This is a genomic window from Sulfuriferula thiophila (assembly GCF_003864975.1).
Classification (GTDB): Bacteria; Pseudomonadota; Gammaproteobacteria; order Burkholderiales; family Sulfuriferulaceae; genus Sulfuriferula; species Sulfuriferula thiophila.
Genome location: NZ_BHGL01000006.1, coordinates 239,964 through 252,849 on the forward strand (window position 1 = coordinate 239,964; position 12,886 = coordinate 252,849).

The window sequence follows — 12,886 nt, forward strand, 5'->3', positions numbered from 1 at the left end:
AATGATACAACGTCGAGTTTTAGGGCGCTGGGTTGCCGGTTTGGTCATCGTTCCAGTGGTGCTGTTTGCAGCTTACACCTGGGTGGCACTGCATTGGTCATATTCGTCCGGCGAGCGTGCAGGCTATGTGCAGAAGTTTTCCAAAAAAGGCTGGATCTGCAAAACCTGGGAAGGCGAATTGGCGATGGTTTCCATGCCCGGTACGCTGAGTGAAAAATTCAATTTTACCGTGATTGATGACGCTGTTGCTGACAAGATCAATAAAAATCTGGGCAAACGTGTCAGCCTGGATTACGAACAGCACAAAGGCGTGCCCTCCACCTGCTTTGCCGAAACTGAATACTTTGTGACCGATGTGCGCGTGGTCGAATGAGCGAAGCAAGTATTACTGCACGTGAATTTTCCGCTGAACATGCGCAACAGCTGGCTGCAGCAGGGGTGCATCCGATATTGGCTCGAGTCTATGCTGCACGCGGCATAGCGCAGGCAGCGCAACTGGATACCGAGCTGGCTGGTTTACTGCATTTCAGCACTCTGAAAAATATACAGGCGATGGCGGCGCGGCTGGCTGATGCGATTGCCAGCCAGCAACGCATATTGGTAGTGGCCGATTATGATGCAGATGGCGCAACTGCTTGTACTGTCGCTGTGCGTGGTTTGCGGCTGCTGGGCCTGACTGTTGATTTTCTGGTGCCTAACCGGTTTGAATACGGCTACGGACTGACGCCGGAAATCGTCCAGCTTGCGGCACAGCAGCAGCCGGACATCATCGTTACCGTGGATAACGGCATTGCCAGCATTGCCGGAGTGCAAGCTGCGCAAGCACTGGGTATCGAAGTGCTGATCACGGATCACCATCTGCCTGGTGACAGCCTGCCGGATGCATTGATCGTTAATCCCAATCAGCCGGGCTGCCCGTTCCCGAGTAAAAATCTGGCCGGAGTCGGCGTGATGTTTTACGTGCTGCTGGCGCTGCGCGCCGAGTTACAGACACGAGGGGCATTTAAGGAAAAAGCCGCACCGAATCTGGCACAACTGCTGGACATCGTAGCGCTGGGCACCGTCGCTGATGTGGTCAGGCTGGATGACAATAACCGCATACTGGTCGAGCAAGGTTTGCGCCGTATGCGGCAGGGGCGTGCCTGCGCTGGCATACGGGCATTGTTCAACGCTGCGGCACGGCATATCACTGCCGCTAATGCAGCTGATCTTGGCTTCATGATTGGCCCGCGGCTGAATGCGGCCGGCCGGCTGGAAGATATGTCGCTGGGTATCGCGTGCTTGCTCAGCGAGGACGATACCGCTGCGGAAGTGATGGCGCAGCGACTGCATGCGCTGAATGTTGAACGGCGCACCATTGAGGCTGATATGCAGGCGCAAGCCATGGCCACTCTGGAACATATCACCACCACCGAGAGTTATAGCCTCGCCATGTTCGATCCAGACTGGCATCAGGGTGTGATCGGCATACTCGCTTCGCGGCTTAAGGATAAATTTCATCGCCCGGTGATCTGTTTCGCACGTGGTAATAGTGGCGAAATCAAAGGCTCTGGCCGTTCTATCGCCGCCTTGCATCTGCGCGATGCACTGGATATCGTATCCAAACGGGCGCCGGATCTGATCCTGAAATTCGGCGGGCATGCTGCCGCTGCTGGCCTGTCTATCCGTGAAGCAGATTTTGCACAATTTGCTGAACTGTTTGAACAGGTTGTGCAAGGCTTGTTAAGCCCGTCTGATCTGGCGCGAACGATACCGACCGATGGCAGTCTGGCGACTACAGAGTTGAATGTTGAATTGGCACAAGTGATTAATGCACAGGTGTGGGGGCAGGGCTTTCCCGCGCCCAGTTTCGATGGCGAGTTTCGGGTGACGCAGCAGCGCATACTCAAAGACAAGCATCTGAAATTGCAACTGGAGAGCAATGGGCAACGTTTTGACAGCATACTGTTTAATCGTACCGAATCGTTACCCCCCATCATTCACGCGGTCTATCAACCTGAATTGAATCATTACAACGGGCAGACGCGGTTGCAGATCAAGCTTGAGCATTGGCGTGGGGAACACGGCTGAGTTTAGTTGTATTAAGATCGAGCTAGATGCGATTGTAAATATTTGTAAACGTTTTCTGATGTTGCATCAATTGGGTATAAGATTCAAACAGAAGAATAATGGTCTGATAATAAGCTGTCTTTATGTAGTGAGGTTTTTCACTACGCGTAAGTCTATGAAAAATAAAAATTATTAAAGTTTATGCTGGAAGGGTGCTGTTATGCGAAAAAAAATCAGTGTCCATGATCTCAGGCTCGGCATGTATATCGAGGAACTCTGCGGCAAATGGATGGATCATCCTTTCTGGAAATCCTCTTTTAAGCTTGACGACAACAAGGACATCGTTGCGCTGCAGCAGAGTGCTATTCGCGAGGTATGGATAAATATCGCCAAGGGCCTGGATGTAGTTGAACAAGCCGAAGAGTTGTCTGCCGAAGTCGCCGAAAGGGTGCAGGAAGTGCTGCAGCAGGCAGCAGACATCACTCCGAAAGTGGAAGAGCGTGTGTCGTTGGAGCAGGAGCTGGAACGCGCCAAGAAACTGCAAAGTAAGGCCAAGCATGCTGTTATGTCCATGTTTGAAGAAGCGCGCATGGGCAAGGCCTTACCTATCGGGGAAATGTCCACCCTGGTCGATGAAATTAACCAGTCGGTATCGCGTAATCCCGGGGCATTGCTGAGCCTGGCCAAGCTGAAGAATAAAGACGATTACACTTATCTGCATTCGGTAGCTGTCTGTGCATTGATGATTGCGCTGGGTAAACAGATGGGCATAGAAGGTGCGTTGCTTAAATCATTGGGCATGGCCGGCCTGTTGCATGACGTCGGCAAAATGGCGGTGCCGGATGAGGTGCTGAATAAACCTGGGCGGCTGACGGAGCAGGAATTTGACGTGGTAAAGAGTCATCCTGTGCGTGGCTGGGAGATGCTGAAGGAATCGTTTGGCGTGGATGATGTCGCTTTGGATGTCTGTCTGCATCACCATGAACGGGTGGATGGCACAGGCTACCCCGATAAACTGTCGGGTGATGCGCTCAGCCTGCACGCCCGAATGGGCGCCGTGTGTGACGTATATGATGCCATTACCTCCAACCGGTGTTACAAGGCAGGCTGGGCACCAGCCGATGCGCTACGCAAAATGGCTGAATGGCAGGCGGGTCATTTTGATGCCGTGGTGTTCAAAGCATTTGTCAAAACCGTGGGTATCTATCCGGTGGGTACCCTGCTGAAACTCAAATCAGGCAGACTGGCTGTGGTCACTGATCAGTCCAGTCAGAGTTTGTTGAAGCCTATTGTCAAGGTGTTCTTTTCTAGCCGCTCCAATGTGCCGATTAAGATGGAGTTGATCGATATGTCACGCTCGCAGGATGTGATCGAAAGCGTGGAAGATGCTGCAAAGTGGGGGCTGGATGTGATGAAGATGACAGGTGTATGCTAGAGGGTAGAAGCGGCAGGTAATGCACGTCATTTCGGATTGTCCTTACCTAGCGGTGCGTAGCCATGACCGAGCCTGTTCCACAAGTTAATCCCCTTTTTCACGAAGTGCAGCCCAGCGGGGTGGCGCGCTGGGTTCCTGGCCTGGCCATACTGCGCAGCTACCGGTTGGCTTGGCTTAGCCAGGACATCCTTGCTGGTCTGGTACTCACTGCGATACTGGTGCCTGTCGGTATGGGGTATGCGGTTGCCTCCGGCTTGCCGGCTATTTACGGCTTGTATGCAACCATAGCCCCACTGGTGGCTTACGCGGTATTCGGCCCTAGTCGTATTCTGGTGTTGGGGCCTGATTCGGCACTGGCTGCGCTGATTGCTGCCACTATACTGCCATTGGCAGCGGGTAATCCGGAGCGTGTGGTGTTACTGGCAGGGATGCTTGCGGTGATATCCGGCACTTTATGTCTGGTTGCCGGTTTCAGCCGTTTTGGCTTTGTCACTGAACTTATTTCCAAACCGGTTCGTTATGGTTACCTGAACGGTATTGCGCTGACGGTAGTGGTCGGGCAGTTGTCAAAAGTGTTCGGTTTTTCGGTAACGGGCGATAGTTTTTTTCAGGTTGCTTACAGCCTGGCGCAAGGTTTGCAGCAAGGTCTGACGAACGGGGTTGCGCTGTCAATCGGGCTGGCCAGCCTGATGATTATGCTGGCGTGCAGGCGCTGGCTGCCCAAAGTGCCTGGGGTGTTGGTCGCGGTCATCGGCGCAACGCTGCTGGTGGGGTATTTTGATCTTGCCACGCAGTCAGGCATAGCGGTGATTGGCGTGTTGCCGCAAGGCTTGCCAGCTTTCCGCTTCAGCAGTATTTCTTTGGCAGAATTCAATAGTTTGTTGTCCGGCGCGTTCGCCATCGCGGTCGTGTCTTTTGCCGATCTGAGCGTGCTGTCACGTACCTATGCCATGCGTGGTAACTACGAAGTGAATGGTAATCAGGAGCTGATTGCGCTGGGTGTTGCCAACATTGCTAGCGGTCTGTTCCATGGCTTCCCGGTTACCAGTAGTTCGTCACGTACCCCTGTGGCCGAGTCCGCCGGGGCAAAGACCCAGGTTGCAGGGCTGGTGGGAGCTTTATGCATTGCTCTGCTACTGATTTATGCACCGATGTTGCTGCGTAATTTGCCGTATGCAGCACTGGGGGCCGTGGTGATATATGCCTGTTTTGGTTTGTTTGAGATTGCTGGTGTGCTGCATTTGTATCGTTTGCGTCGCAGTGAATTTGCACTGTTTCTGGTGTGTTTCTTCGGGGTGGTGTCGCTGGGCGTGATTCAGGGCATTTTTCTTGCGGTGGGTATGGCGCTGCTGGCTTTCATTTGGCGAGCCTGGCGGCCTTATGATGCGGTGCTGGGGCGGGTTGACGGCATGAAAGGTTACCATGATATGTCACGGCATCCGGAAGGCCGGCAGATTCCCGGTCTGGTGTTGTTTCGCTGGGATGCGCCGTTATTTTTTGCGAATGCGGAGATATTTCGCGAGCATGTATTGCTGGCGGTGGTGAATGCGCCTACGCCAACCCGCTGGGTGGTGGTGGCGGCAGAACCGGTTACCGATGTCGATACCACTGCCGCGGATATGCTGGCTGATCTGGATAAGGTATTGGCTCAGGCGGATATCGAGCTCTGTTTCGCCGAAATGAAAGGGCCGGTGAAAGACCAGCTCAAGCATTACGGCTTATTTAACAAGTTCGGTGTAGAGAGTTTCTTTCCTACTGTCGGCCAGGCGGTTAATCAGTATCTGGCAGTGAGTCAGGTGGAGTGGAATGACTGGGACGACAACAAGCATACGCGGCAATAGCTGCAATCAGCCAGTCTGCTCCTGAAACCCGCCGGCGCGATAGGTCAGTACCAGTGTGTCGCGGTAGCCACTGTCAGCCGTGGGCTGGATAGGGGTGGATTCGTGGATAACGCGTTCGTCATCGAGCAGGAGCAAGGTCCAAGGCGCCATCAGCGTGAAGCGTTGGCCATTGGAACTAGCGGCTTCAAACACCCGGCTTTCACCCCCTTTGACATGCTCACGGGCGATCAGCAGGATTGCCACGAAGTCGACACCGTCACGGTGGGCGCCTTCCGGGGTAGGCCGGCCGATACCGTTGGTGGTGTCGATGCGGAACTGATGTGCTTCTACATACCACGGTTGTTCACCTTTGATGCCGGAACAGACGTTGCCGATGGCCTGCAACAGTTGCGACCATACCGGCTGGCGGATGGTGGCTGGTGCAATCGGTTCAAACAGGCGCTGCATGCCGCCATGCAATGCGTTGTATTCCAGTGGCTGCCAGTGCGGGCGATGCGGGGTTTGGGTGACTGTTGCATCATTTATGATGAAGCTGCTATGTCTGCGCCGCCGGTAGTGGCCTCCGTCACGCAGAAACAGATCGACCGGCAGATCATTCCAGCTTGGCTTGACCGCTTCCAGTGCGCTTAACTCGCAATGCCCCAGTTCGCAAACACCGGAGGGTCCCAGTGTGGCGTAGCCATGCGTGCGCAATTTGTGCACAAGTTGATCAGGTGTGGAGAAGGTGGGCGCAATTATAGTGGTGCTCATCAGCGTCCTTTACGCAGTTTTTCCAGCTTGGCTTTTAACTCGGGCATGATAGCCGCGGCCGCTTTTTCGCCTTCCAGTACGGCGATATGGCGACCATCCAGATTGCTGACGTCGATATCCTGGGTGCGCGGACGGATGACGATGTCGGCTTTGGGCAGTTCATAGCGATTGATCGTCTGGCTCATGATGTCAAAGGTCTGCATCAGCACATCCAGCGTGCTGGCAGTGGTATTGCTCTTGGGCTTGTTGGAAATGTCGACAGCAATCACGAAATCGGCGCCAAGGGCACGCGCTTCGCTGACCGGAACCGGACGCACCAGACCGCCATCAACATAACTGCGGCCAGCGATGGTCACCGGCTGGAACACGCCGGGCACTGCACTGGAGGCACGTACTGCCTGGCCGGTATTGCCGGTGCGGAATACCATGACTTCACCACTGCTCAGGTCGGTGGCAACTGCAGCAAAGGGGCGCTTTAGCTTTTCTATGGGTGATTGTTTTACGGCGGTGTTGATGAATTTCTGCAATGCATCGCCTTTGAATATGCCGCGATCCGGCCAGGCCCAGTCGATGACGGACTGCTCTTCCATCTGGATGGCCAGTTTCTGTATTTCAAAGCCATTGTAGCCATAAGCATACAGTGAACCCACCACGGAACCGGCGCTAGTGCCGACGATGATGTCCGGTACGATACCCTGGGTTTCCAGGTATTTGATGACGCCAATGTGGGCAAACCCACGCGTACCGCCACCACCCAGGACGAGTGCAATCTTAGGTGCAGGGCGGACAACAGGCTGGGTAATGACTTCCGGTTGCTGCATGAGGTTGCTGCAGCCGGTTAAGGCGAGCAGCAGTATAACTAACAGCCAGTAAGCGGGACGGATTTTGATAGCTATCATGTATTTGGAAATATAATTTTATGTCCACGAAAGACACGAATGACGCGAAAAAGTTTGACGGTACTTTCTATAATGAGACCTTTGCACGATTACTGCGCTCGCTACATCGTGCAAAGGTCTCATAATAGCCTATGAGCGGGCTTTTATTTTCGTGCTTTTCGTGCCTTTCGTGGACAATGATACTGCTATTTAACCCGCATGCCCGGTGTTGCGCCATCGTCCGGGCTGAGGATGTATAAGCCCGGGGTGTCGCCGGAAGCGGCGAGTACCATGCCTTCAGACAAGCCGAACTTCATTTTGCGGGGTGCCAGATTCGCAACCATCACTGTCATGCGACCAATCAGTGTGGCAGGGTCGTAGGCGGATTTGATGCCAGCGAAGACATTGCGGGTGGTGCCTTCGCCGATATCCAGTGTCAGGCGGATCAGTTTGTCAGCGCCTTCAACGTGTTCGGCGTTGACGATTTTGGCGACGCGCAAGTCAATTTTAGTGAAGTCATCGATGCTGATGGTTTCACTGATAGGGGCGATAGTCATGGCAGGTTTCATCTCCGGAATGGCGGGTGCAGATTCAGTGATGTTGGCGGCGATCATGGCATCAATCTGCTTCTGATCGACGCGTGTCATCAGGTGGTTGTAGGTGTTGATGCTGTGCTTGGCCAGCAATGTATTGGCATCAGCCCAGACCATGGCCGGGATATTGAGGAATTGTTCGACATCGGCGGCCAGCTTCGGCAGCACCGGCTTGAGGTAGAGCGTGAGCAGGCGGAACAGGTTGATGCTGACGCTGCATATCTCGTGCAGCAGGGCATCTTCGCCGCCCTGTTTGGCGATTTCCCACGGCTTGTTGTCGTTGACGTACTGGTTGGCCTTGTCGGTGAGATGCATGATCTCGCGCAAGGCACGGCCAAAATCGCGACTCTCATAGCACTCGGCAATCAGGGTGGCGCTGTGCTGTACTTCGTTGAGCAGTTCGGAAGTCGGCAGGGTATCCGCCAGCTTGCCATCAAAGCGCTTGGCGATGAAACCTGCAGTGCGGCTGGCGATATTGACGTACTTGCCAACCAGATCGCTGTTAACGCGGGCGACGAAATCGGTGAGGCTGAGATCAAGGTCTTCCATGCTGCCGTTGATCTTGGCGGCAAAGTAGTAGCGCAGCCATTCCGGGTTCATGCCGCTGTCGAGGTAGCTTTCGGCGGTGATGAAAGTGCCGCGCGATTTAGACATTTTCGCGCCATTGACGGTGAGAAAGCCGTGCGCGAAGATACCGCTCGGTGTGCGGTAGCCTGCGTTCTTGAGCATGGCCGGCCAGAACAGCGCGTGGAAGTAGAGGATGTCCTTGCCGATGAAATGGTAGAGCTCAGTGTTGGTATCCGGTTTCCACCAGGCATCAAAATCGAGCTGCTTGCTGGCGGCGAGATGCTTGAAGCTGGCCATGTAGCCGATAGGCGCATCCAGCCACACATAGAAATATTTGCCCGGCGCGTCCGGGATTTCAAAGCCGAAATACGGTGCGTCGCGCGAGATGTCCCAGTTCTGCAGGCCGGCGGAGAACCATTCGTCGAGCTTGTTGGCGGCTTCGTTCTGTAGCGCGCCGGAACGGGTCCATTCGCGCAGGAAGTTGGCGCAGTCGCCGAGCTTGAAGAAGTAGTGTTCAGATTCGCGGCGTACCGGCGGCGTGCCGGACACGGCGGAAACCGGGTTGATCAGGTCGGTCGGCGAGTAAGTTGCGCCGCATACTTCGCAGTTGTCGCCGTATTGGTCCTGCGCGCCGCATTTCGGGCATTGACCCTTGATGAAACGGTCGGGCAGGAACATTTCCTTGGTAGTGTCGTAATACTGCTCGATGGTTTTGCGCTCGATCAGCTGCGCATCGCGCAGGTTGAGGTAAACCTGGCTGGCAAGTTCGCGATTTTCGGTGGAATTGGTCGAGTGATAGCTGTCGAAATTGACATGGAAACCGGTGAAGTCGCGCAAGTGTTCGCCGTGGACGCGGTCAATCAGGGCTTCCGGGGTGATGCCTTCTTTTTCGGCACGCAGCATGATCGGCGTACCGTGGGTGTCATCAGCGCACACGTAGTAGCATTCGTGCCCCTGCATTTTCTGGAAGCGCACCCAGATGTCGGTCTGGATGTATTCGACCAGATGGCCAAGGTGGATGGCGCCGTTGGCGTAAGGGAGAGCGGAGGTGACGAGGATTTTACGGGACATGTTTTAGTTTGCTTGGTGGAATTATTTAAGGCCAGTCATTAAATAGACTGACAATGCGATGCCGAGAGCCGCCAGAATCAGGGTAGTGACAGCAGCGGTATTGACCCAGTAGCCATCAGGTATTTCTATGGGCTTCAGTGTGCGCAATACGCCGCGATATTGCAGGACTGCCAGTATTGCCACAGCGCTGCCGAGAGTGATAAAACCCATCCCCACCCAGAACGAAACGCCGCGTTCAAAATTTTGTGGCACTTTGGGCGCGAGCATATGCAGGAACAGTCCGAAACGTTCGACCACGAAGCCGAACGCCATCAGTGTCAGACTGGTACGGTTCCATGCCAGCAGGGTGCGTTCTGCGGCAAAGAATACGCGAGGATCGTTAAGGTCGGACATGATTTCAGCTCCCTAGCAGTTGAGCCAGCACGAAGGGCAGTATGCCGCCGCTCTGGTAGTAATCCACCTCGATAGGGGTATCAATACGCAGTTTGACGGCAACGTTATCCTTGGTGCCATTAGCGCGGTGAATGACCAACTGTACATCCTGTTGCGGGGTGATGCCGTTTTCCAGGCCGAGCAGGTCGAATGTTTCGGTACCATCCAGTTGCAGGGTGTCGGCACCTATGCCGTCCTTGAACTGGCATGGCAACACGCCCATGCCCACCAGGTTGGCGCGGTGGATGCGCTCGAAGCTCTTGGCGATAACCGCTTTGACACCAAGCAGTTTGGTGCCTTTGGCTGCCCAGTCACGTGAAGAGCCAGTACCGTATTCTTCGCCAGCAAAAATCATCAGCGGTGTTGCGACAGTCTGGTAGCGCATGGCGGCATCATAAATCGCCATTTCTTCGCCATCCGGCTGATGGCGGGTAATGCCGCCTTCGCTACCCGGTATCATCAGGTTCTTGATGCGCACGTTGGCAAAGGTGCCGCGCATCATCACCTCATGGTTGCCGCGGCGGGCGCCATAGCTATTGAAGTCGGCTTTGTCCACGCCATGCTCAAGCAGGAATTTACCTGCCGGCGAGCTAGGCTTGATGGAACCGGCCGGGCTGATGTGGTCGGTGGTCACCGAGTCGCCAAATACTGCCAGTGCACGGGCACCATGAATCACGCCGCTGTCACCGGCGGCACCGTCAAAGAACGGTGGTTGCTGGATGTAAGTGGAAGCGTCATCCCAGTCATACACGCTGCCAACTGGTGCAGGAACCGCTGCCCACAATGGATTATTAGCAGTAAAGTCGGCATACAGGGCGCGGTAAGTTTCCGGATTGGTGGCGGTGCCCATGACCGCAGCGACTTCATCCAGAGTAGGCCAGATGTCTTTCAGGTATACCGGCTGGCCGTCTGTGCCGGTACCGACAGGTTCGGTGCTGAGGTCCTTATTCATCGTTCCTGCCAGCGCATACGCGACCACCAGCGGCGGGCTCATCAGGAAATTGGCCTTGACGTTCTGATGCACGCGCGCTTCGAAGTTGCGGTTGCCGGACAATACCGACGCCGCGACCAGATCGTGACCGACTATGGCGGATTCGATGGCGGCTGGCAATGGGCCGGAGTTGCCGATGCAGGTGGTGCAGCCGTAGCCGACCAGCTTGAAGCCGACGTCACCCAGCGCATCGAATAAACCGGCCGCCTTGAGGTATTCGGTGACGACGCGGGAGCCAGGGCCTAATGAGGTCTTGACGTGAGCGGGTACGGTGAGGCCCTTGGCGACGGCTTTTTTCGCCAGCAAACCAGCTGCCAGCATCACGCTGGGGTTGGAGGTGTTGGTGCAGGAGGTGATCGCGGCAATGACTACGTCGCCATGCCCCAGAGTGGCTGAATCGTAGGGCACGCGCTGGGTCAGGGCGGCGGCATCCTTGCCATAGCCACCTTCGTTGACTGGCTTGGCGAACAGTTCGGCAAATTTGGTTTTGACGTGATCAAGGTTAATACGATCTTGCGGGCGGCGCGGGCCGGCCACGGAAGGTACGATGCTGTTCAAATCCAGTTCCAGTACTTGCGAGTAATCGCAATCACCGGCTGCAGGTATGCCGAACAAGCCTTGTGCCTGGAAATAGTTACGGATGGTGTCGACCTGCTCGGCACTGCGGCCAGTGGCAGCGTAGTAGGCGCAAGTGGCTTCATCCACCGGGAAGAAACCCATGGTTGCGCCATATTCAGGTGCCATGTTGGCAATGGTCGCACGGTCAGGCAGGGACAGTGCAGCAGCACCTTCGCCGAAAAACTCGACGAATTTGCCGACAACCTTGGCACTGCGCAGCATTTCAGTAATAGTCAGTACCACGTCGGTGGCGGTGATGCCTTCGCGGATTTTTCCCTTGAGGTGCACACCGACCACATCAGGGGTAAGGAAGTACACCGGCTGGCCAAGCATGCCGGCTTCCGCCTCAATACCTCCTACGCCCCAGGCGACGATGCCGAGGCCGTTAATCATGGTGGTGTGGGAGTCGGTGCCGACCAGTGTGTCTGGGTAGTACACACCGTTCTTTTCCATGACGCCGCGCGCCAGGTATTCGAGGTTGACCTGATGCACGATACCGATGCCGGGTGGCACGACCTTGAAGGTGTCAAACGCCTGCATGCCCCATTTCAGGAACTGGTAACGCTCGCGGTTGCGGATGAATTCCAGCTCCATGTTTTGTTGCAAAGCATCTGGCTGGTTGAATACGTCAACTTGCACTGAGTGGTCGACGACCATATCCACCGGCACTAATGGTTCGATCAGTTTTGGGTTTTTGCCGGTTTTGGCAGTAGCCGAGCGCATGGCGGCAAGGTCAGCCAGCAGCGGCACGCCGGTAAAGTCCTGCAACAGAATGCGGGCGACCACAAATGGTATTTCTTCGGTGCGCTTGCCGTTTGCTTGCCAGTTGGCCAGTTCGCGGATATGCTGTTCTGTCACCTTTTTGCCATCACAATGGCGTAAGATGGCTTCAAGTACGATGCGGATGGAAACTGGCAGGCGGGAAATTTTGCCGATGCCGGCAGCTTCGAGCGCGGGTAGTGAATACATACGTCCGCGTGTGCCGTTGCCCAAGTTGAATTCGGTAAGGGTGCTGAACAAATTATGGGGGTTCATAGTTACCATGCCCGTTAAAATTGAATTATGCTAATTTTACCGCAATTCCGGTTCATTTTCTAAGGAGAAACCCATGAAACGCACGATAAATAGCCTGATAGGCTCGGCAGTATTCGGTTTTGCAATGTTGATGCCCTCGGCGCATGCCGCCGAATCGACAGCCAAACCTGTTGCGGTGACGTCTTCTGCGATGCCTGGTGTGTACAAAGTGCCGCTGGCCAAGGGGGTGAGCATGGATGATGCAGTCGAATCCATGAAATTGCGTGCCAATGCCCTCAACATCAAACTGGTGGCAGAGCTGCCCTTGTCCAATCAGGTTGAGGCAATGATAGGCGGCAAACAGCGGCGCATGGCAATTTATCAGTTTTGTGATGCGTTGACGGCCAAGGATCTGGTCGATATGAATGTGGACTTCGCCGTATTTTTGCCGTGCCGTATTGCCCTGATTGAAGACAAAACCGGTCAGGCCTGGCTGGTGATGATGGATATGGATGTCAAGGAATTAGCTAAAACCACTAAAATGACACCGGCGCTGGAACAGAAAATCACCACGGTGCGTAATGGCCTGGTGGAAATCGTTAATGCGGGTGCAAATGGTGATTTGTAATCTGTTCCTGTTCTGAAAT

At 54.9% G+C, this 12,886-nt stretch carries 10 protein-coding genes; 5 read left to right on the forward strand and 5 right to left on the reverse strand.

Annotation, left to right across the window (positions count from 1 at the left end):
• Position 1: 1 nt before the first annotated feature.
• The 4 genes from EJE49_RS03620 to EJE49_RS03635 all read left to right on the forward strand — a co-directional run bounded on the left by EJE49_RS03620 (position 2) and on the right by EJE49_RS03635 (position 5,325).
• Positions 2 to 373, forward strand: coding sequence for a DUF8785 domain-containing protein (locus EJE49_RS03620; protein WP_124949031.1), 372 nt, complete (start codon positions 2 to 4; stop codon positions 371 to 373).
• Entirely contained in the window at positions 370 to 2,070 is a 1,701-nt protein-coding gene (recJ, locus tag EJE49_RS03625; protein ID WP_124949032.1) for a single-stranded-DNA-specific exonuclease RecJ, read from the forward strand. The genes EJE49_RS03620 and recJ overlap by 4 nt, the downstream gene beginning before the upstream one ends.
• 199 nt (positions 2,071 to 2,269) lie before the next feature.
• Positions 2,270 to 3,484: an HD-GYP domain-containing protein gene (locus EJE49_RS03630; RefSeq protein WP_124949033.1), complete on the forward strand. Its 1,215-nt coding sequence runs from the start codon at positions 2,270 to 2,272 to the stop codon at positions 3,482 to 3,484.
• A 62-nt stretch (positions 3,485 to 3,546) separates the two neighbouring features.
• Positions 3,547 to 5,325, forward strand: a complete 1,779-nt coding sequence (locus tag EJE49_RS03635; RefSeq protein WP_124949034.1) for a SulP family inorganic anion transporter — start codon at positions 3,547 to 3,549, stop codon at positions 5,323 to 5,325.
• 6 nt (positions 5,326 to 5,331) lie between these two features.
• On the opposite strand, the gene EJE49_RS03640 is transcribed toward EJE49_RS03635, so the two are convergent.
• From EJE49_RS03640 to acnA, 5 genes are all read right to left on the reverse strand, one after another.
• Complete coding sequence (locus EJE49_RS03640; protein WP_124949035.1) at positions 5,332 to 6,075, reverse strand: 2OG-Fe dioxygenase family protein; 744 nt, start codon at positions 6,073 to 6,075, stop codon at positions 5,332 to 5,334.
• Complete coding sequence (locus EJE49_RS03645; protein ID WP_124949036.1) at positions 6,075 to 6,974, reverse strand: patatin-like phospholipase family protein; 900 nt, start codon at positions 6,972 to 6,974, stop codon at positions 6,075 to 6,077. The genes EJE49_RS03640 and EJE49_RS03645 overlap by 1 nt, the downstream gene beginning before the upstream one ends.
• Before the next feature lie 185 nt (positions 6,975 to 7,159).
• On the reverse strand, positions 7,160 to 9,184 hold the full coding sequence (gene metG / locus EJE49_RS03650) for a methionine--tRNA ligase (protein ID WP_124949037.1): 2,025 nt from the start codon (positions 9,182 to 9,184) through the stop codon (positions 7,160 to 7,162).
• Between the two features lie 21 nt (positions 9,185 to 9,205).
• A complete protein-coding gene (locus EJE49_RS03655; protein ID WP_124949038.1) occupies positions 9,206 to 9,577 on the reverse strand; it encodes a YidH family protein in 372 nt (123 codons plus the stop codon).
• 4 nt (positions 9,578 to 9,581) lie between these two features.
• Positions 9,582 to 12,260, reverse strand: coding sequence for an aconitate hydratase AcnA (gene acnA / locus EJE49_RS03660; RefSeq protein ID WP_124949039.1), 2,679 nt, complete (start codon positions 12,258 to 12,260; stop codon positions 9,582 to 9,584).
• A gap of 73 nt (positions 12,261 to 12,333) precedes the next feature.
• On the opposite strand from acnA, the gene EJE49_RS03665 reads away from it, so the two are divergent.
• Entirely contained in the window at positions 12,334 to 12,867 is a 534-nt protein-coding gene (locus EJE49_RS03665) for a DUF302 domain-containing protein (RefSeq protein ID WP_223246731.1), read from the forward strand.
• The last annotated feature ends 19 nt before the right edge of the window (positions 12,868 to 12,886 follow it).

Excerpts from the sequence above, each read along its gene's own strand:
- EJE49_RS03620 (WP_124949031.1), top strand. The coding sequence starts at position 2 with ATGATACAACGTCGAGTTTTAGGGCGCTGGGTTGCCGGTTTGGTCATC.
- recJ (WP_124949032.1), top strand. The coding sequence starts at position 370 with ATGAGCGAAGCAAGTATTACTGCACGTGAATTTTCCGCTGAACATGCG.
- EJE49_RS03630 (WP_124949033.1), top strand. The coding sequence starts at position 2,270 with ATGCGAAAAAAAATCAGTGTCCATGATCTCAGGCTCGGCATGTATATC.
- EJE49_RS03635 (WP_124949034.1), top strand. The coding sequence starts at position 3,547 with ATGACCGAGCCTGTTCCACAAGTTAATCCCCTTTTTCACGAAGTGCAG.
- EJE49_RS03640 (WP_124949035.1), bottom strand. The coding sequence starts at position 6,075 with ATGAGCACCACTATAATTGCGCCCACCTTCTCCACACCTGATCAACTT.
- EJE49_RS03645 (WP_124949036.1), bottom strand. The coding sequence starts at position 6,974 with ATGATAGCTATCAAAATCCGTCCCGCTTACTGGCTGTTAGTTATACTG.
- metG (WP_124949037.1), bottom strand. The coding sequence starts at position 9,184 with ATGTCCCGTAAAATCCTCGTCACCTCCGCTCTCCCTTACGCCAACGGC.
- EJE49_RS03655 (WP_124949038.1), bottom strand. The coding sequence starts at position 9,577 with ATGTCCGACCTTAACGATCCTCGCGTATTCTTTGCCGCAGAACGCACC.
- acnA (WP_124949039.1), bottom strand. The coding sequence starts at position 12,260 with ATGAACCCCCATAATTTGTTCAGCACCCTTACCGAATTCAACTTGGGC.
- EJE49_RS03665 (WP_223246731.1), top strand. The coding sequence starts at position 12,334 with ATGAAACGCACGATAAATAGCCTGATAGGCTCGGCAGTATTCGGTTTT.